Source organism: Pseudomonas sp. Irchel 3E19, from assembly GCF_900187585.1.
GTDB lineage: Bacteria > Pseudomonadota > Gammaproteobacteria > Pseudomonadales > Pseudomonadaceae > Aquipseudomonas > Aquipseudomonas baetica.
Window position 1 is genome coordinate 168,708 of record NZ_FYDT01000002.1, and the last position, 16,517, is coordinate 185,224.

A 16,517-nucleotide genomic window follows, 5' to 3' on the forward strand; every position below is an offset into this window, starting at 1 on the left:
CCTGACAGGGCTAGCCCCGTGCGGGCTATTTGCTTGCTGATGGGGCGAGCGACTGGATGAATCAGAGGATTTTTACTGAGCAAAAAATAAGGGCTCGCATGAGAAATCTCGTGCGAGCCCTTGGTATTTCAATACGAGTCCCTAAAGCCGTCGGAGTCGAGTAATCGCATCTGTCATCGCTTTTACATTTGTGTCCAGGGCCTCCATGGCCATGAGTTTACTCTCCTGGCTAAATCTGAATCTGCTCTGCCACGATTTCGATGTTGTCTTCAGCTTTAATCAGGACATTACTATCCTCATCAATCTGATACGGAACATCCGCCTCTACACCGTCGGTCCCAGTCTTGACGACCACGTTGTTGTAGCGCTTGCCATCCCAGCAGCGGAAAACCAGAGTCGAATTCTCTCCGCCCGAAAGCGTCGAGCCGAGGCTACCTACGAGTCTGCTGTCGGCGCCTGCGGTCAACACGCAGTTTTTGCCCGCCGTCAGCTTGCTGCGATCACCGGCCATCAACACGCAATCGTCACCGGCGGTGAGTTTGCTGCGGTCACCAGCAGTGAGGTAACTGTTGCTACCCGCCAAGAGTTTGCTGCGATCGCCCGCAGTCTGAGTGCTGTCTGCGCCGGCAGTGAGCTTGCTGCGGTCTCCTGCCATCTGGATGCTTTTGGCGCCGGCTATTAACGTACTGCGAGAACCCGCTGTTTGCGAACTGCCTTTGCCGGCGATCAACATGCTTTTGTGTCCGGCAATCTGGGTGCTTTCCTGGCCCGCAATCAACGAACTCTTATGACTGGCAATCTGGTTGCTGCCATACCCGGCAGTCAGGCTGCTGTGCATGCCGGCAGTCAGGCTGCTGCCGTAACCGGCCGTTAGCACGCTTTCAAGGCCACTGATCAGAGTGCTGCCATAACCCGCGGTGAGGAAGCTGTTCATGCCACTGGTCAACGAGCTGCCGTATCCGGCAATCAGTGAGCTGTCTTGTCCCGCAGTACCGGTACTTCCATAACCGGCGGTGAGCGTGCTGTCGCGCTCCGCCATCTGAGTACTGCCATAACCTGCAGTCAACGTACTTTGGTAACCGGCTGTCTGCGAACTGCCGTAGCCGGCCATCAGCGAACTGCCAAATCCTGCTATTTCCGTACTGCCATAGCCTGCGGTCAGCGTACTGCCATCCAGGGCGGTCAGCGTACTGCCATAACCGGCGGTGAGGATACTGTCGTAACCCGCGGTTTGGGTGCTGCCATAACCCGCGATCAGCGAGCTTTCATAGCCTGCCGTCGAAGTACTGCCATAACCTGTCGTGAGACTGCTGTTGTATCCAGCGGTTTGAGTACTGCCGTAGCCTGCAGTCAGTGTGCTTTTGAAGCCCGCAGTTTGTGTACTGCCGTATCCGGCAATCAGACTACTTTCGAAGCCAGCGGTTGATGTACTGCCGTAGCCGGTAGTTAACCAACTGTTCTCTTGAGCCGTCTGGCAACTGCCATAACCCGCGGTGAGCGTAGAGTCGTAGCCTGCGGTCTGGGTGCTGCCATACCCGGCGATCAGCGAACTCTGATAACCCGCAGTCGAGGTACTGCCGTAGCCCGTGGTCAGCGAGCTGTTTTCCTGAGCGGTTTGCGTGCTGCCATATCCGGCAGTCAGCGTGCTCTCATACCCCGTTGTCTGAGTGCTGCCGTAGCCTGCAATCAACGAACTGTTGAAACCGGCAGTCGAGGTACTGCCATATCCTGTGGTAAGAGAACTGTCCTCTTGAGCCGTTTGGGTACTGCCGTAGCCTGCTGTCAGCGTGCTTTCATAACCTGCAGTCTGAGTAGTGCCATACCCTGCGATCAGCGAACTTTCAGGGCCTGCAGTGCTCGTACTGCCGTAACCTGCAGTGAGTGAACTGCCTTCCTGTGCCGTTTGCGTGCTGCCATAACCGGCAGTCAGGATGCTGCCGTGGCCGGCAGTTTGTGTACTGCCGTACCCGGCGATCAATGAACTGTCGTAACCACTGGTTTCAGTACTGCCGTAGCCGGCTATGAGATCACTGCTTTCCTGGGCTGTCTGAGTGCTGCCGTAGCCAGAGGTCAGAATGCTTTTGTAGCCCGCCGTCTGAGTGCTGCCGTAACCTGCAATTAACGCACTTCCGTGCCCGGCGGTTTGCGAGCTGCCGTAACCGGCAGTCACCATACTGCCTGATCCAGTCGTAGCCGTACTGCCGTAACCTGCGGTGAGATCACTTCCTTCCTGAGCCGTCTGCGTACTGCCATAACCGGCGGTCAGTGTGCTTTCTCCCCCCGCAGTCTGGGTGCTGCCATAACCCGCGATCAGCGAACTGTCGGAACCAGCGGTACTCGTGCTGCCATAGCCAGCGGTGAGATCACTGCCCAGTTGTGCTGTTTGCGTACTGCCATAACCTGCGGTCAACGAGCTGTCTTCGCCGGCGGTCTGCGTACTGCCATAGCCTGCGATCAGCGAACTGTCGGAACCTGCGGTGCTTGTGCTGCCGTAGCCGGCAGTGAGATCGCTACCATATTGAGCTGTTTGCGTACTGCCATAACCGGCAGTCAGGGTGCTATCTTCCCCGGCAGTCTGCGTACTGCCATAACCGGCGATCAACGAACTGTCGGAGCCAGCGGTGCTCGTACTGCCATAACCGGCGGTAAGATCGCTGCCCAATTGAGCTGTTTGGGTACTGCCATAACCGGCAGTCAGGGAGCTATCTTCCCCGGCGGTCTGGGTGCTGCCATAGCCTGCGATCAGCGAACTGTCGGAGCCCGCGGTGCTCGTACTGCCATAACCGGCGGTAAGATCGCTACCCAATTGAGCTGTTTGCGTGCTGCCGTAACCGGCAGTCAGAGTGCTGTCTCCGCCAGCAGTTTGAGTACTTCCGTAGCCTGCGATCAGCGAACTGTCGGAGCCCGCGGTGCTCGTACTGCCATAACCGGCGGTAAGATCACTACCTTTCCGAGCCGTTTGGGTGCTGCCATAACCCGCAGTAAGGGAGCTTTCTCCGCCGGCAGTTTGCGTACTGCCGTAACCTGCGATCAGCGAACTGTCCGATCCTGCGGTACCCGTGCTGCCGTAGCCAGCGGTGAGATCACTCCCCACCTGAGCCGTTTGGGTACTGCCGTAACCGGCTGTGAGTGAACTGTCTCCACCGGCAGTTTGGGTGCTGCCATAACCGGCGGTCAGAGAACTGTCTCCCCCGGCAGTCTGAGTACTGCCATATCCAGCAATAAGCGAACTGTCGGAGCCAGCCGTGCCAGTACTGCCGTAACCAGCGGTGAGATCACTGCCCACCTGAGCCGTTTGAGTACTGCCGTAACCGGCGGTCAAGGAACTTTCGCCTCCAGCAGTCTGCGTGCTGCCATAACCAGCAATGATCGAGCTGTCTGAGCCGGCCGTTCCAGTGCTGCCATAGCCCGCGATGAGATTACTGCCTAAGTTGGCTGTTTGTGTGCTCCCGTAACCCGCCATCAGGGAGCTTTCATCTCCGGCGGTTTGTGTACTGCCATAACCAGCAATGATCGAACTGTCAGAGCCCGAAGTTCCTGTACTGCCATATCCCGCGATAAGCGTGCTGCTATCTCCAGCAGTCTCCGTGCTGCCGTAGCCTGCAATAAGCTGACTTTGATTGGTACCCGTGAGGGTACTGCCATAAACAGCTGTTTCCAGTGTTTGCACAGCTCGCACGGTTGTCCGGCGCTTGACAGTCACGGGAGGACTGTCAGCTGTCAGCGCCAAGACTGGAATTACGCCACTGGTGTCTGACTGCACTTCAGGGGCAACAATCTTTTCAACCAAATTCTTCGTCGAAGATTCAAACTTTGAGGCATTCTCAGAAATGTAATCTAAGGCACTGCTTCGTGTGCCCACATGAACTACTTCAGCACGGGGAAACTTCACGCCCGCATCGTCATCCAGAAAAATCAGGTCACCCACAGCCACTTCGCAAACTACCCACTTCGCGTCTGCCTGCATGCTCAGTTGAGCATCCGCGCCTTGCCCCCACAGGACGCCAGCCAAACCATTTTCTAGCTTTATCGTAGGCTCCCAAAACTTGCACTCGACCAACCCTGAAACAGGCCAAATCAGACCGCAATGGTCGGCCATATTGTTGGCGCATGTCCGCAGACCCAGAACTTTTTCGGTTTTCATTTTGCAACACCTTCACAACTACTTTCTCTAAAATCCCTTGGAGACAAACGTCCATGATATGTACATATACAAATTCAAGACGGCCGATATTGCGCGCACTGACAAATTAAATTCACTGCGTCACGTTGGAAGCCGATCTCTTAAATACTGAGACTTGAGGGCAACTGTTACAACTTGAATTTACCGGCAAGAAACTCGATAGACTAGCGAAGTTACCACTGCCGGTCACATAAAACTTTGGTATTCATTGCCCGACATAACCCTTAAGACGCATGCAATCGTTGACAAGCTCGACCTGTTTTTCAGCAATGATAATGCCATCACCAACGGCATTGCCCATGCCGTGCGTTTCGTCGTTGGCCGACGGCGAGGAGTGGTAGCTTGCCGTCGCCCCTTTGGCTTCATACTGACATTGAGCTTTGTCATGCGCCGTGTCAGTTGTTCGCCCATCTGCTCTAGTCCAGTTCTGGACAGAAGTCGTGCAAGCACATAATGTCAAAGTGAAAAAAATCATAAACATAAGTTTCATGGCTTACTCCTGCGGGGCAAAAAAACTTTCGCTCCGCCATCCTTCAAATGTGGATGACGACTGGGTTAGACGTTGCACTGGCGAAAGCCACATTGTGTCGTCATGCAGCTATCATTGAACGAATTACGAAAAAAGTGAAGTAAATCGAAGTATATTTCATTTCCAATAAAAAATACTTAACCAGGAATGAAACCATGAAGCTTGATGCGAAGCAAATGCAGGCATTTTTAGCCGTTATCGAAAACGGTAATTTCGAAAAGGCAGCGGAACATCTGAAAGTTACTCCTTCGGCAGTATCGCAACGAATACACGCACTGGAGGTTTCATTGGGCAGTTCGGTGGTGCTGCGCGGACGGCCTTGCGAGCCGACTGAGATGGGGAAAAATTGATGGGTTATCTTCGACGCGCCACGGTGCTGGAGGACGAACTGCTTAACGATTTAGCAGGCGACGAAAATGAGTGTTTACGTTTGGTTATTGGCGTCAATGGCGATACTTTAAATACTTGGTTTTTTCCAGCACTTGCCGACGTTTTTATCAGAGAAAACATACTCTTGGATATCGTGGTCGATGACCAAGATCATACATATGCCTTGCTGGAGCGTGGTCAGGTTATTGGCTGCATCGGCACACGATCAGTGCCCATGCGCGGCTGCTTTGCAGAACCTTTAGGGTCGGTTAGATACCAATTAGTGGCGACGTCGGCTTTTCGGGCACGATGGTTTAACAAGGGGCTGACGCGCGAAGCTGCACGCAAAGCTCCAGTGTTTGCATACTCGCGCAAGGACACGCTGCAATCGGATTTTCTTCAGTCGCGCTTCGGTTTGCTTGCGGACGCTTTCCCGAGCCACTACCTCGCGCTCCCCGAGGCACGTTTTAGGGCAATATGTCATGGTCTCGGTTACGGAATGGTTCCACACATGCAAGCAAGTGCTTTGCTGCAAAGTGGAGATCTGGTTGATCTGATCCCTGGTCATTTTACCGAAGTGACGCTGTATTGGCATGCCTGGGTTTTGCAATCACCGCGGATGGAAATGCTTTCAGAGCATGCTGTAAATGCCGCCCGGCGCATCTTAAACTTCAAGGGATAGCAGTATTTTTGGCCTGCAACGCAGTAAATTAAATGTGGCTGCCCATCCGAGATGCATCCCTGCGTCAGAGAGAGGTAAAGTCTTCAGTGATTCTGACGAGACGCTTGCGCGTTCAGTCAGCCGAACGATTCCTAGTTTTTAAAATCGATACTGCAAGCCTGCAGACAGAGTATAAAACTTATTTTTGAGTCCGCCGGCACTAGGAGCTGATTGCCCGACCTCGTTTGCTTCTACATTGTAAACATCAACCGTACCTTTAGCTTCTGTATATTCAGTCTAGGTTCCATTTATGAATACGTTAGCCTCTGGGACGAAATAGTACGCCAGGTTCAACTCATAAGAATAGTACCGAGCATCTTCCCCCCTGGCTTCATAAATCATTCCTGTTTTGTAATGGTTGTCGTGATCATCCGAATTGACCCAGTCGCTGAACCTGGCTAGGCCACCCACCTCAAATCCCCAATCCGATAGTTTCCAATCACGCCGATAAATGGAATGTCATACGATTATTTGCATCCAATTATATTCTCCCCGTGCATGAAGCTTCCGATGTCCGTACCATTTTTGTAATTACAAGAACCCCCTTTCGCTTTCCAACTGAATTTAGACCATTGATAGCCGGCCTGTAGTCCAAGTCTGTAGTCATCGGTTCTGAACAGCCAGCCAGTCAAATGCCCTTCAACTTCGCTGGCAAACTTAAAGTTGTATCATTATGAATGAGCCTATCTGTGAAACGATTCTGATTTGTTTGCCAATCAAGGACCTTCAGTTGAACGTTGCCGTTACCAAAAGTTGACCACCCACGTGCACCGATAGACAGGTCACGAGGATTTTGGCAACTGTTTCACGCATGAAACATACTAGGCTCACGTATGATACATATCAGAAAACCTTACACTATCGACGGTGTCAGGGTCGAAGATGCCATTTGTCTGATTAAACTGCGTGTCTGCCAAAAAAAAGGGACAAGCGCGGGCTGCGCTAACAAGGTCTGCACTATAAAGAAACAGTGACGGACCTGGCTCCTGAGGTTCCTTTTTTTCAGTGCACATGTCGGCCGGTGAAAAAGGCTTCAGGTTATGTATTTTGATACACGGCCTGAGATTGACTTTTATTGAGATTCTTAGGGATCACTCTATGAATAACTTCCGTGTTTCCTTACCACTTTCGGCCACCGATCTGATAATTATCGTAGCTGTCGCTGCGTTGAGTGGTTGTCTAAGCGCAGCACAACAGGCTGCCGAAGATCAAAAGACTTGTGCCAGCTACGGTTACCAAGAGGGCTCGACGGCGTTTTCAAACTGCATGATGATTTCAGACCAGCGGCGCAAAAAAGCTCAAGCGGACTGGCAAGCAGAACAAAATCGGAAATGGGATCAACAAACTGCGCCACCCGCCATGCAAGAGTGCAGTACTACCGAGAGTGTTGATGTCCAAGGTGATGCGTCAATGGATGGTCAAAGCACCCGAACAAAAACCAAAACAGTCTGCGTAGGGCAGTAACACTCGACAAAAAAGACTAACAAGTAGCCCGACTAATTACTATCAGACGCGTATGCGATGTGCAGTTATAGACCATTGCCAATAAAACTCCGGTCGAGATGCAAATCGCTCTGGATCAGGAGCCTGAATGTGCGAAAGGCTGGACACAGAATCAGATCAACACGTCTGGTAGTAATCGACTCTGGGCAGCCGATGACGACCAGCATGCTCAGAAAAAGGTTCGATGACGCCAGGGAAGCAGCCGGGATTCCAAAAGCAGAATTTCAGATGCGCGACCTAAGAGCGAAAGCGGCGACAGATTAGGAGGAGTCAACAGGCAGCATCCGGGAAGCTCGGGATCAGCTCGGACATACAACCGTTAGGATGACAGAACAGTACATCCGAATGCGTAAGGGGATGAAGGTCACCCCTACGAAGTGACTGACGGTCACGAATTGCGGAAAAGATTTTTTGATTGCGGAAAAAAACAAAGGGCTCGCATGAGAAATCTCATGCGAGCCCTTGATATTCATGGTGCCCGAAGCCGGAATCGAACCGGCACGCCCTTACGAGCGGGGGATTTTAAGTCCCATGCGTCTACCAGTTTCGCCATTCGGGCGGTAGCGCGGTATTGCTCTGCTCAACCGCTGAGTCGCGATCCTGAAAGGATCCAGGCTTTAACAGTCGAGCGGGAAATATATACATCCGTTCCCGGTGAAGCAAGTTCACAGTGGCCATTTTCAAGACTAAATCTTGCAGGACACTGGAAATAAAAAAGCTCCGTAAATCATGGATCTACGGAGCTTGTTTATAGTGGAGGCCGAGGTCGGAATCGAACCGGCGTAGGCGGATTTGCAATCCGCTGCATAACCATTTTGCTACTCGGCCTCAAACGATCGCTGTCAGTAGCACAACAACAACCGCGTACAAATTGGAGCGGGAAACGAGACTCGAACTCGCGACCCCGACCTTGGCAAGGTCGTGCTCTACCAACTGAGCTATTCCCGCTTGGTGGTGCGCATTCTATAGAATTAAGAACGCTGGTCAACCCCTTGATTCAAAAAAGTTTTATTTCTTTTCAACGTCAGTCTTCAGATGTGGCCAGGCAGCGCGCAGGTATTGAACCATCGACCACAACGTCAGGCCTGCGGAGATCAATAGCAAGGCATAACCGAGCACAACCCAGAAGCTGAAGTCTCGCGGATTGGCCAGCAGGATCACCAGCGCGAGCATCTGTGCGGCGGTTTTCCATTTGCCGAGGTTGGACACGGCGACATGCGCGCGGGCACCGAGTTCGGCCATCCATTCACGCAAGGCTGATACAACAATCTCGCGACCGATGATGACGGCGGCAGGCAGTGTCAGCCACAAGTTGCCATGCTCCTGCACCAGCAGCACCAATGCAACGGCCACCATCAACTTGTCGGCGACCGGATCGAGGAACGCACCGAATGGCGTGCTTTGCTCCAGACGACGGGCCAGATAACCATCCAGCCAGTCGGTAGCCGCCGCAAAGGCAAATACCGAGGCGGAGGCCATATAACTCCACTGGTAAGGGAGATAGAACAGCAAAATGAAGATCGGAATGAGCAGGACGCGTAGAACGGTAATCAGATTAGGGATATTCATCGGCACAACTGGCTACGAGGTGAAGGGGCATTCTACTCGCTATGCAGGTTCGCATAAATCGACTCTGCGAGCTTTTTACTGATCCCCGGGGCTTTGGCGATCTCTTCGATGCTTGCACGAGACAGCTCCTGCAATCCACCAAAATGTTTCAACAAATCCCGACGTCGCGTTGGCCCTACTCCCGCAACGCCTTCCAGCGTTGACGTTCGGCGGGTTTTGCCACGGCGGGCGCGATGTCCGGTAATTGCAAAACGGTGGGCTTCGTCACGAATCTGCTGAATCAGGTGCAGCGCCGGCGAGTCGCCACGCAAGATGAACTCATGCGCGGCATCATTCAGATACAACGTTTCGAAGCCAGCCTTGCGCGTCGCCCCCTTCGCTACACCAAGAAGGATCAGATCCGGCACCGCCAATTCGTTGAGCACATCACGCGCCATCGACAACTGACCCTTGCCACCGTCTACCAGTAATATGTCCGGCAACTTGCCCTCGCCGTCCTTCAGCTTGCTGAAGCGTCGTGTGAGCGCCTGGTGCATGGCGGCATAGTCGTCGCCCGCGGTTACGCCTTCAATGTTATAGCGACGGTAATCGGATTTGATCGCGCCCTCCGGCCCGAACACGACACAAGAGGCGACCGTCGCCTCGCCGCTGGAATGGCTGATGTCGTAACACTCAAGGCGCTGCGGGGGCTCGTCCAGGTTCAGTACTTCAGCCAGCGCGTCGAATCGCGCAGCGGTGTGCTGACGGTTGGCCAGACGCGCGCCCAGCGCCTGCTCGGCATTGGTCACGGCCAGTTGTTGCCAGCGTGCCCGGGTGCCTCGCACCCGATGGCTGATGGCCAATTCACGGCCACGCAACTCGTGAATGGCCTCGATCAGTGTCGGAAAGTCTTCATGCATCACATTGACGATCAACTCGCTCGGCAAGTCGCGTTCCGGGCTGCTGATGAAATACTGACCGAGAAACGCGGCCATGACTTCAGACACGTCCTCTTCAATCCCCACTTGCGGGAAGAAATTCTTGCTGCCAAGGACCCGTCCGCCCCGCACGCTGATCAGATGAACGCAAGCGCCACCCGGGTTGACGAAGGCTGCGATGACATCGATATCACCCGTGCCGCCCTCCATGCTTTGCTGGTCCTGAACCCGGCGCAGCAGGGCAATCTGGTCACGCAACTCGGCAGCCCGCTCGAACTCCAGGTTAATGGCCGCCTCCTCCATCGCCGTTGACAGTTCGTTGGTCAGGGCATGACTGCGCCCCTCAAGGAACATCACCGAGTGACGAACATCGGCTGCGTATACATCCGGCTCGACCAGACCGACACAAGGCGCCTTGCAACGCTTGATCTGGTATTGCAGACAAGGACGAGTACGGTTCTTGTAATAGCTGTCTTCACACTGTCGGACGAAAAAGGTTTTTTGCAGCAGGCTGAGACTTTCACGAATCGCACCCGCACTTGGATACGGACCGAAATACTTGCCCTTGGCTTTTTTTGCGCCGCGATGAATGCTCAGGCGCGGGAACTGTCCGTCTGACAGAAACACGTAGGGATAGGATTTGTCGTCGCGCAACAGAATGTTGTACGGCGGCCGCCACTCCTTGATCAGCGTCTGCTCCAGCAGCAGCGCTTCAGTTTCGTTGGCCGTAATGGTGGTTTCGACCTGGGCGATACGCCCCACCAGCGCCGCGGTTTTCGGCGCGAGTCCGGTTTTGCGGAAGTAGCTGGCCAGGCGTTTCCTGAGGTTCTTGGCCTTGCCGACGTACAGCAGACGCGCATCGCTGTCGAACATCCGATACACGCCGGGGCGCCCGCTCACGGTCGATAGAAAGGCGCCGGAATCAAATGTTTCAGTCATGATCAGGCGCTGGCATCAACCATACCGTGACGAACCGCCAAGAGCGTCAGTTCGACATCGCTGCTGATAGAGAGCTTCTCGAAAATGCGATAACGGTAGGTGTTGACGGTTTTCGGCGACAGACACAACTTATCGGAAATGATCTGTACTTTCTGACATCCGACAATCATCAATGCGATCTGAATCTCTCGCTCGGACAAGGCGTCGAAGGGCGAATCGTTGGTGGGCTGGAAAGACTTGATTGCCAACTGCTGGGCGATCTGCGGGCTGATGTAGCGCTGACCGGCAAACACCAGGCGAATCGCCTGCACCATTTCCGGCAACCCTGCGCCCTTGGTCAGATACCCCGCGGCGCCAGCCTGCAACAGGCGAGTCGGAAAGGGATCGTCCTCACACACAGTCACCGCCACCACCTTGATATCAGGATGACTGCGCAGCAATTTACGCGTGGCTTCCAAGCCGCCGATGCCGGGCATCTTGACGTCCATCAGGACCACGTCGGGCTTCAACTCACGAGCCTTGATCAGGGATTCTTCCCCGGACTCGGCCTGCCCCACCACTTGCAGGCCATCGATATCGGCCAGCATACGTGTAATGCCTGTACGAACGAGATCATGGTCATCGACCACTAGCACCCTAATCAAGCAGACACCTCGCGATATGGTCTTATTGGGATGCCGGACACCTTAGCAAAAAGAGCCAGACAGACCTAGCGGCAAGCAGCATTTAAAAAGTTTCAATTCATCATTGAGGGCTTGTTGGCCGTGGCTTTCAGAGCACAGGTGTACTGAAATCGAGCTGCATCCTCAGGAAACACTCGTCCTCACCCTGTACCCGCATTCCTTTTCTCAGATACAAATTTTTCGCCGGATTGTTTTTGAACACCGTCAGGCGCAACGCAGGTCGGCGGTAGCGGTGGCTCATGGCGATAACCTGATCGATCGCCCAGGATCCGCCGCCCTGCCCCTGAAAGGTTTGTGCCACTTGCAATTCTCGAATGTACAGTGCCCGAAGATCCTTACTCAGACTGAAAAAGCCTATCGCGACGTCACTACGCACTATCAGCCAGTTCTCACGCCCGGCCCACGCCACGTCGAACGCCTCATCCTGCCACAACAAGTCGTGATCGATGTAATAGCGCAGCATGTTCTGACAGGTCAGTTCGCGCGCAAATGCCAGATCAGCGGCAGTGGCTCGACGCAACTCAAAGGCTGTATCTACGGCGTTCGGGCAGCTGCGATAAGTCAGTGTCGACATGATCGATCCTGGGTGCTCAGGCAAAGCACAGAGTGTGTCACAACGCTGAAGGCACTCAAGCAATAGGCTTTGTGTTGAATACGCGATAGCAATTTCTGATTGCTGATGCGCACCGGCCTCTAGTAAGCTCGGCGCATTCATTGGAGATCATCATGTTCAACGCCCTCTCACAGCTTCGTACCGCCAGCGCCCTGCGCTCGGTTGCGGCTGTCCGGGCAAATGACGTCTGCGCTCCAGTCAGCTTTTATTTTGGGTATTGGTTTAGCCACTGGCGCGCCTGATACCCAAACGGCGCCCATCATAACGGGTCGCCTACCAGAGAATTCTCAACCCCCGGTCGGCCTCCCGACCGGGGGTTTTGTTTTTTCAGGCTCCAGACTTTTCAGCAAGACACCAGACACTTTGAGGAATCACGAAATGAACTACGCCACTTATTACCGTTACGACACTTTTACCGCCTGGCGATTTACCAGCCTCCGCTCGGGACAGCCTGCCACCTCCGATCGGTCACCCACAGGTGGCAAACGCACACACGCAGCCAATACGGCAAATTGTCGAACATCCCAATAGCGGCCGAATGAGCGGGAAGTACCCGCCGCCAGCCCAGGAAGACCGAATATGAACTCGTCCGTTTCTGCTCTGCCACTGACCACCCGTGACTGCGCCAACGAAGCACTGACATTGCGTCTACCCAGCTCGTTGCAACTCAAGCAGCAATTGCCTTTGACCAATGCCTTGAGTCATCAGATCGCCGCCCACCGCCAGGCGGTCCGCGCGATTCTCAATGGCGAAGACCAGCGTCTGCTGGTGATCGTCGGCCCCTGTTCGATCCACGATGCGCAATCCGCCCGCGAATACGCTGAAAAACTCGCCCGCCTCGCCGAGCAGGTCAGCAACGAAATGCTCCTGGTGATGCGCGCCTATGTCGAAAAACCACGAACCACCGTCGGCTGGAAAGGCCTGGCGTATGACCCGCATCTGGATGGCAGTGATGACATGGGCGCAGGCCTGACGCTGTCGCGCGAACTGATGCTGGAAATGATCAGCCTTGGCTTGCCGGTAGCTACCGAATTGTTGCAACCCATGGCGGCCGGCTACTTCGACGACCTGTTGAGCTGGGTGGCCATCGGTGCAAGGACAACCGAATCGCAGATCCATCGTGAAATGGCCAGCGGCCTGAGCATGCCGGTCGGTTTCAAAAACGGTACCGACGGCGGTGTCGCCATTGCTGCTGATGCCATGCGCTCGGCAGCCCACCCGCACCGTCACTTTGGCGTCGACAGCCAGGGCCATCCGGCGATCATTCAAACTCCCGGCAATCCGGACACCCATCTGGTATTGCGCGGCGGTCATCAGGGGCCCAATTACGATCGCGTCAGCGTCCAACGGATTCACGCCGATCTCATCCGTTTGAAAATACCGGGCCGAATCATGGTCGATTGCAGCCACGCCAACAGTGGCAAGGATCCCCTGCGCCAGCCTGCAGTCTTCAACGATGTACTCGAACAACGCTTGCGCGGCGATCGCTCGCTGATCGGCATGATGCTGGAGTCCCACCTGTTCGAGGGCTGCCAGCCTTTGAGTGCTTCACTGCGCTACGGAGTTTCGGTGACCGATGGCTGCCTTGGCTTCAACGCAACGGAGCGCTTGCTTCTGGATGCGGCGCAGCGCCTCGCCGCAAACGTACAGGGCTGACGCCACCAGCCGTCCTCCGGCATCATACAAAACCGGAGGACGGACATGGGGTTATCAGCCGTCTACGCGTACCAGCGTTACCGCAGACGTCTGACTGACATCATCCAAACGCTCCACCGTATAACTCACGCGTATCGTTGAGCTCAGATGTTCACGCCAGAATCGGTGAGGCACGATGAATACCAGCGGCTGGTCAGCCGTGTCCCGGGTGATTTCCCGGTCGTCCCGGTGATTGAAAAGCTCACCGTCACACTTGAGATAAATCAGCTCCCCTTCTTGCGCCTGTACATTGCCGATCACGATGGTCACCCCATCAATCGCGTCCGCCATCGACAGCACGCCATCCGCCGCTTCAAGTACCTCGGGTGCGCCTGGTTCCTCGCGCAGGACCGGACCAACGAGAATCCTCGACACCTCGGATTCCTCAAGCGTTCCGGATGTTTTTTCGACTCGATAACTTACGCTCACCTCGCCGCCTAGATGGGCAACGATACACAGCGGATCGATCCAGAATGACAGCACTTCGCCAACGGCAAAGGCTTCAACCCTCAACGTGTCATTGAAAGACACGGGCGATGTTTCTCCTCGCCAAAACAGCGACACCTTGTCTCCTGGCGCCATGCGGGCGTATGGCTGAAGCGTGACCAGCGCGCCCTCGACCACCGTGTCCGGATTCAGTGCGCCACTCATCACGCTTTCAACCTGTGGCGCGCGAAGCTGGATCCGGACATCCCCGACAGTCAGTTGCTGGCGAACAGACGGTATCGGCTCCGGCCATCGAGTACTGACAAGCATCCAGTAGAGCTGGAGCGAACCACCATCCAGAGCAGCAACGTGCAGGCCTTTGATCACGAATATGACGTCTTTGCCAACCTGAGCCTCGCTGACGTATCGGACACTCTCGTACTGATACGAAAAGCCTTCGATATCCAGGCCGTCCCATCGGAGTATCAACTGATCGCCACACGCCATGTCTGTGTAAGGCGCCACGCGAACCACGACTTTGCTCAGGGAAGGATCAAGGACACTTCCTTCAAGGGCGTCGAGGGTGGCGGCGGGCAGCAGATCGGCTGACACACACAGGTTGACGGGATGGCAGGTGCGGTAGCGGGATTCGATTTCATGAGAGGTCATGAGTGGTTCCATTCCTTGGATAAGGCGCCGTCTTCATTGACGACGTCGGCAATGCCCATTGAACGCCACTCTTCGCGATATCGATGTCAGTTCGATGCACCGCAGGCACGCGGCAAAAGCATCTGTTCAAGTAGGCAAGTGGCACGAAAAACCATGCATTCAAGCTGCGGACGTCCAGAAGTTCCGATTCGTATTTCGCAAATATCGGAAATCCCCTACAAGCCCTAATGCGGATTCCACTGCCCTGTGAAGCCTCTTCGTACATCTTCAACGAGATGAGTGTTTTAGAGTGCCCAACAGATTTCTCCGACGAACTTCTGCGAAAAAGGTAAGAACATGCAACGGAATGCTACAACTCGTTATCCCATCCTGTTGGTACATGGCCTGTTCGGCTTCGAACGCATCGGCAGCTTCGAACTTTTTCAAGACGTCAAGGACGCGTTGAAAACCGCTGGCAACCGAGTGTTTGTACCGCACCTCTCGGCCACCCACAGCAATGAAGTACGGGGCGAACAGTTGCTCGCCCAGATTGATCGCGTACTGCAGGGCACAGGCGCCAGTAAAGTCAATCTCATTGGTCACAGCCAAGGCGCATTGGCCGCTCGATTTGCGGCGGCGCTTGCACCACACGCAGTGGCCTCGGTGACTTCGGTCAGCGGTCCGAACCACGGCTCGGAGCTGGCGGACTTCCTGCGCAAGGCGCTGATTCCCGGGCGCCTGCCAGAGGTAGTTGCGCAGAATGTCGCAACACGCTTCTCCGACTTTCTGTCATTGCTCAGCGGCAACCTGACCTTGCCGCAAAATGCGCTGGCAGCACTCAATGCATTGACGACCGAGGGTGTGGGCGAATTCAACGACAAATATCCGCAGGGATTGCCCGACACATGGGGCGGGAACGGGGCCGGGGAAGTCAACGGTGTCTATTATTACTCTTGGAGCGGCACGCTGCAGACCACTCAAACACTCGATCCGATCCAGAAGGCGTGTCAGGGGCTGGCGGCTTTTTTCACCACCGAAGCGCAACACAATGACGGCTTCGTCGGCCGTTTCAGCTCGCACCTGGGCACGGTGATTCGCTCCGACTATCCGTTCGACCATCTGGGTAGCCTGCGTCGTACTGCCGGTAAGAGTTCCGCCCTTCTCGACCCGATCGAGCTCTATGTCGAGCACGCCGCCCGCTTGCAGGCAGCTTATCTATGAACAAACCTTCGAAGCGACCGAACGGAACTTTGCCGAGAATTCGCCCACTGAATCCGGTAGGCTCCGCACTTTACTGAAATAGATTGGAGAGTTTCATCATGGCTAAAGCCACTGCCCGCCACATCCTGGTTTCCAGCGAAGACAAGTGCAACGAACTCAAGGCCCAGATCGAAGGCGGCGCTGATTTCGCCGAAGTCGCCAAGGCCAACTCCACCTGCCCGTCCAGCCGTCAGGGCGGTGATCTGGGCTCGTTCGGTCCTGGCCAGATGGTCAAGGAATTCGACACCGTGGTTTTCAGCGCGCCGATCAACGTCGTGCAAGGCCCGGTGAAGACCCAGTTCGGTTATCACCTGCTGGAAGTCACCAGCCGTCAGGACTGATCCGTCGCCTGATTGCTGTCCAACGGCCCGCCTTTTGGTGGGCCGTTGTGTTTCAGTTACACATACGGCTGGCGACTGACGCGCCTCTCGCGTACAACTTGCGCTTATCGATTACCCGGTT

General features: G+C 54.9%; 13 protein-coding genes, 3 tRNA genes and 3 pseudogenes. 7 read left to right on the forward strand and 12 right to left on the reverse strand.

Going from position 1 to position 16,517, the window contains the following annotated elements:
* Positions 1-229: 229 nt before the first annotated feature.
* Together CKW18_RS02300 and CKW18_RS02305 are read right to left on the reverse strand one after the other, a co-directional pair.
* Complete coding sequence (locus tag CKW18_RS02300) at positions 230-4,144, reverse strand: Ice nucleation protein (RefSeq protein WP_095187270.1); 3,915 nt, start codon at positions 4,142-4,144, stop codon at positions 230-232.
* Between the two features lie 244 nt (positions 4,145-4,388).
* Positions 4,389-4,673 (reverse strand): hypothetical protein, encoded by a 285-nt coding sequence (locus CKW18_RS02305; protein WP_095187271.1) that lies wholly within the window; start codon positions 4,671-4,673, stop codon positions 4,389-4,391.
* A gap of 194 nt (positions 4,674-4,867) precedes the next feature.
* On the opposite strand from CKW18_RS02305, the gene CKW18_RS30860 reads away from it, so the two are divergent.
* Positions 4,868-5,062, forward strand: a complete 195-nt coding sequence (locus tag CKW18_RS30860; protein ID WP_256586883.1) for a LysR family transcriptional regulator — start codon at positions 4,868-4,870, stop codon at positions 5,060-5,062.
* Positions 5,062-5,763, forward strand: a complete 702-nt coding sequence (locus tag CKW18_RS02310) for an ArgP/LysG family DNA-binding transcriptional regulator (protein ID WP_256586884.1) — start codon at positions 5,062-5,064, stop codon at positions 5,761-5,763. The genes CKW18_RS30860 and CKW18_RS02310 overlap by 1 nt, the downstream gene beginning before the upstream one ends.
* Before the next feature lie 138 nt (positions 5,764-5,901).
* Here CKW18_RS02310 and CKW18_RS31365 read toward each other — a convergent pair.
* Positions 5,902-6,255 (reverse strand): annotated as a pseudogene (locus tag CKW18_RS31365) (omptin family outer membrane protease).
* A gap of 14 nt (positions 6,256-6,269) precedes the next feature.
* Positions 6,270-6,583 (reverse strand): annotated as a pseudogene (locus CKW18_RS31370) (omptin family outer membrane protease).
* A 317-nt stretch (positions 6,584-6,900) separates the two neighbouring features.
* On the opposite strand from CKW18_RS31370, the gene CKW18_RS02325 reads away from it, so the two are divergent.
* Positions 6,901-7,266, forward strand: coding sequence for a hypothetical protein (locus tag CKW18_RS02325; RefSeq protein WP_141233064.1), 366 nt, complete (start codon positions 6,901-6,903; stop codon positions 7,264-7,266).
* A 129-nt stretch (positions 7,267-7,395) separates the two neighbouring features.
* Positions 7,396-7,686, forward strand: a pseudogene (locus CKW18_RS30865) (tyrosine-type recombinase/integrase); the annotation flags it as partial.
* A gap of 91 nt (positions 7,687-7,777) precedes the next feature.
* Here the strand turns inward: CKW18_RS30865 and CKW18_RS02335 are convergent.
* The 7 genes from CKW18_RS02335 to CKW18_RS02365 all read right to left on the reverse strand — a co-directional run bounded on the left by CKW18_RS02335 (position 7,778) and on the right by CKW18_RS02365 (position 11,987).
* Positions 7,778-7,864, reverse strand: a tRNA-Leu gene (locus CKW18_RS02335).
* Between the two features lie 195 nt (positions 7,865-8,059).
* Positions 8,060-8,133 (reverse strand) — tRNA-Cys (locus tag CKW18_RS02340).
* 44 nt (positions 8,134-8,177) lie between these two features.
* Positions 8,178-8,253, reverse strand: a tRNA-Gly gene (locus CKW18_RS02345).
* A 60-nt stretch (positions 8,254-8,313) separates the two neighbouring features.
* The gene (gene pgsA / locus CKW18_RS02350; protein WP_095187275.1) at positions 8,314-8,874 is read right to left on the reverse strand and encodes a CDP-diacylglycerol--glycerol-3-phosphate 3-phosphatidyltransferase; all 561 of its coding nucleotides are present in this window, start codon (positions 8,872-8,874) and stop codon (positions 8,314-8,316) included.
* A 32-nt stretch (positions 8,875-8,906) separates the two neighbouring features.
* Positions 8,907-10,730: an excinuclease ABC subunit UvrC gene (gene uvrC, locus CKW18_RS02355; RefSeq protein WP_095187276.1), complete on the reverse strand. Its 1,824-nt coding sequence runs from the start codon at positions 10,728-10,730 to the stop codon at positions 8,907-8,909.
* Positions 10,731-10,732: 2 nt separating this feature from the next.
* Positions 10,733-11,374, reverse strand: coding sequence for a UvrY/SirA/GacA family response regulator transcription factor (uvrY, locus tag CKW18_RS02360; RefSeq protein WP_095187277.1), 642 nt, complete (start codon positions 11,372-11,374; stop codon positions 10,733-10,735).
* A 127-nt stretch (positions 11,375-11,501) separates the two neighbouring features.
* Positions 11,502-11,987, reverse strand: a complete 486-nt coding sequence (locus CKW18_RS02365) for a GNAT family N-acetyltransferase (protein WP_095187278.1) — start codon at positions 11,985-11,987, stop codon at positions 11,502-11,504.
* A 618-nt stretch (positions 11,988-12,605) separates the two neighbouring features.
* On the opposite strand from CKW18_RS02365, the gene CKW18_RS02370 reads away from it, so the two are divergent.
* Positions 12,606-13,682 (forward strand): 3-deoxy-7-phosphoheptulonate synthase, encoded by a 1,077-nt coding sequence (locus CKW18_RS02370; protein ID WP_095187279.1) that lies wholly within the window; start codon positions 12,606-12,608, stop codon positions 13,680-13,682.
* A gap of 54 nt (positions 13,683-13,736) precedes the next feature.
* Here CKW18_RS02370 and CKW18_RS02375 read toward each other — a convergent pair whose 3' ends face one another.
* A complete protein-coding gene (locus CKW18_RS02375; RefSeq protein ID WP_095187280.1) occupies positions 13,737-14,816 on the reverse strand; it encodes a hypothetical protein in 1,080 nt (359 codons plus the stop codon).
* A gap of 336 nt (positions 14,817-15,152) precedes the next feature.
* Here CKW18_RS02375 and CKW18_RS02380 point away from each other — a divergent pair, with 336 nt between their 5' ends.
* Together CKW18_RS02380 and CKW18_RS02385 are read left to right on the forward strand one after the other, a co-directional pair.
* A complete protein-coding gene (locus CKW18_RS02380; protein ID WP_095187281.1) occupies positions 15,153-16,016 on the forward strand; it encodes a triacylglycerol lipase in 864 nt (287 codons plus the stop codon).
* Positions 16,017-16,114: 98 nt separating this feature from the next.
* Positions 16,115-16,396 (forward strand): peptidylprolyl isomerase, encoded by a 282-nt coding sequence (locus tag CKW18_RS02385; protein ID WP_007912303.1) that lies wholly within the window; start codon positions 16,115-16,117, stop codon positions 16,394-16,396.
* The last annotated feature ends 121 nt before the right edge of the window (positions 16,397-16,517 follow it).

What these genes read in the sequence shown, in the direction of transcription:
- CKW18_RS02300 (WP_095187270.1), bottom strand. Translation starts at nt 4,144, where the DNA reads ATGAAAACCGAAAAAGTTCTGGGTCTGCGGACATGCGCCAACAATATG.
- CKW18_RS02305 (WP_095187271.1), bottom strand. Translation starts at nt 4,673, where the DNA reads ATGAAACTTATGTTTATGATTTTTTTCACTTTGACATTATGTGCTTGC.
- CKW18_RS30860 (WP_256586883.1), top strand. Translation starts at nt 4,868, where the DNA reads ATGAAGCTTGATGCGAAGCAAATGCAGGCATTTTTAGCCGTTATCGAA.
- CKW18_RS02310 (WP_256586884.1), top strand. Translation starts at nt 5,062, where the DNA reads ATGGGTTATCTTCGACGCGCCACGGTGCTGGAGGACGAACTGCTTAAC.
- CKW18_RS02325 (WP_141233064.1), top strand. Translation starts at nt 6,901, where the DNA reads ATGAATAACTTCCGTGTTTCCTTACCACTTTCGGCCACCGATCTGATA.
- pgsA (WP_095187275.1), bottom strand. Translation starts at nt 8,874, where the DNA reads ATGAATATCCCTAATCTGATTACCGTTCTACGCGTCCTGCTCATTCCG.
- uvrC (WP_095187276.1), bottom strand. Translation starts at nt 10,730, where the DNA reads ATGACTGAAACATTTGATTCCGGCGCCTTTCTATCGACCGTGAGCGGG.
- CKW18_RS02365 (WP_095187278.1), bottom strand. Translation starts at nt 11,987, where the DNA reads ATGTCGACACTGACTTATCGCAGCTGCCCGAACGCCGTAGATACAGCC.
- CKW18_RS02370 (WP_095187279.1), top strand. Translation starts at nt 12,606, where the DNA reads ATGAACTCGTCCGTTTCTGCTCTGCCACTGACCACCCGTGACTGCGCC.
- CKW18_RS02375 (WP_095187280.1), bottom strand. Translation starts at nt 14,816, where the DNA reads ATGACCTCTCATGAAATCGAATCCCGCTACCGCACCTGCCATCCCGTC.
- CKW18_RS02380 (WP_095187281.1), top strand. Translation starts at nt 15,153, where the DNA reads ATGCAACGGAATGCTACAACTCGTTATCCCATCCTGTTGGTACATGGC.
- CKW18_RS02385 (WP_007912303.1), top strand. Translation starts at nt 16,115, where the DNA reads ATGGCTAAAGCCACTGCCCGCCACATCCTGGTTTCCAGCGAAGACAAG.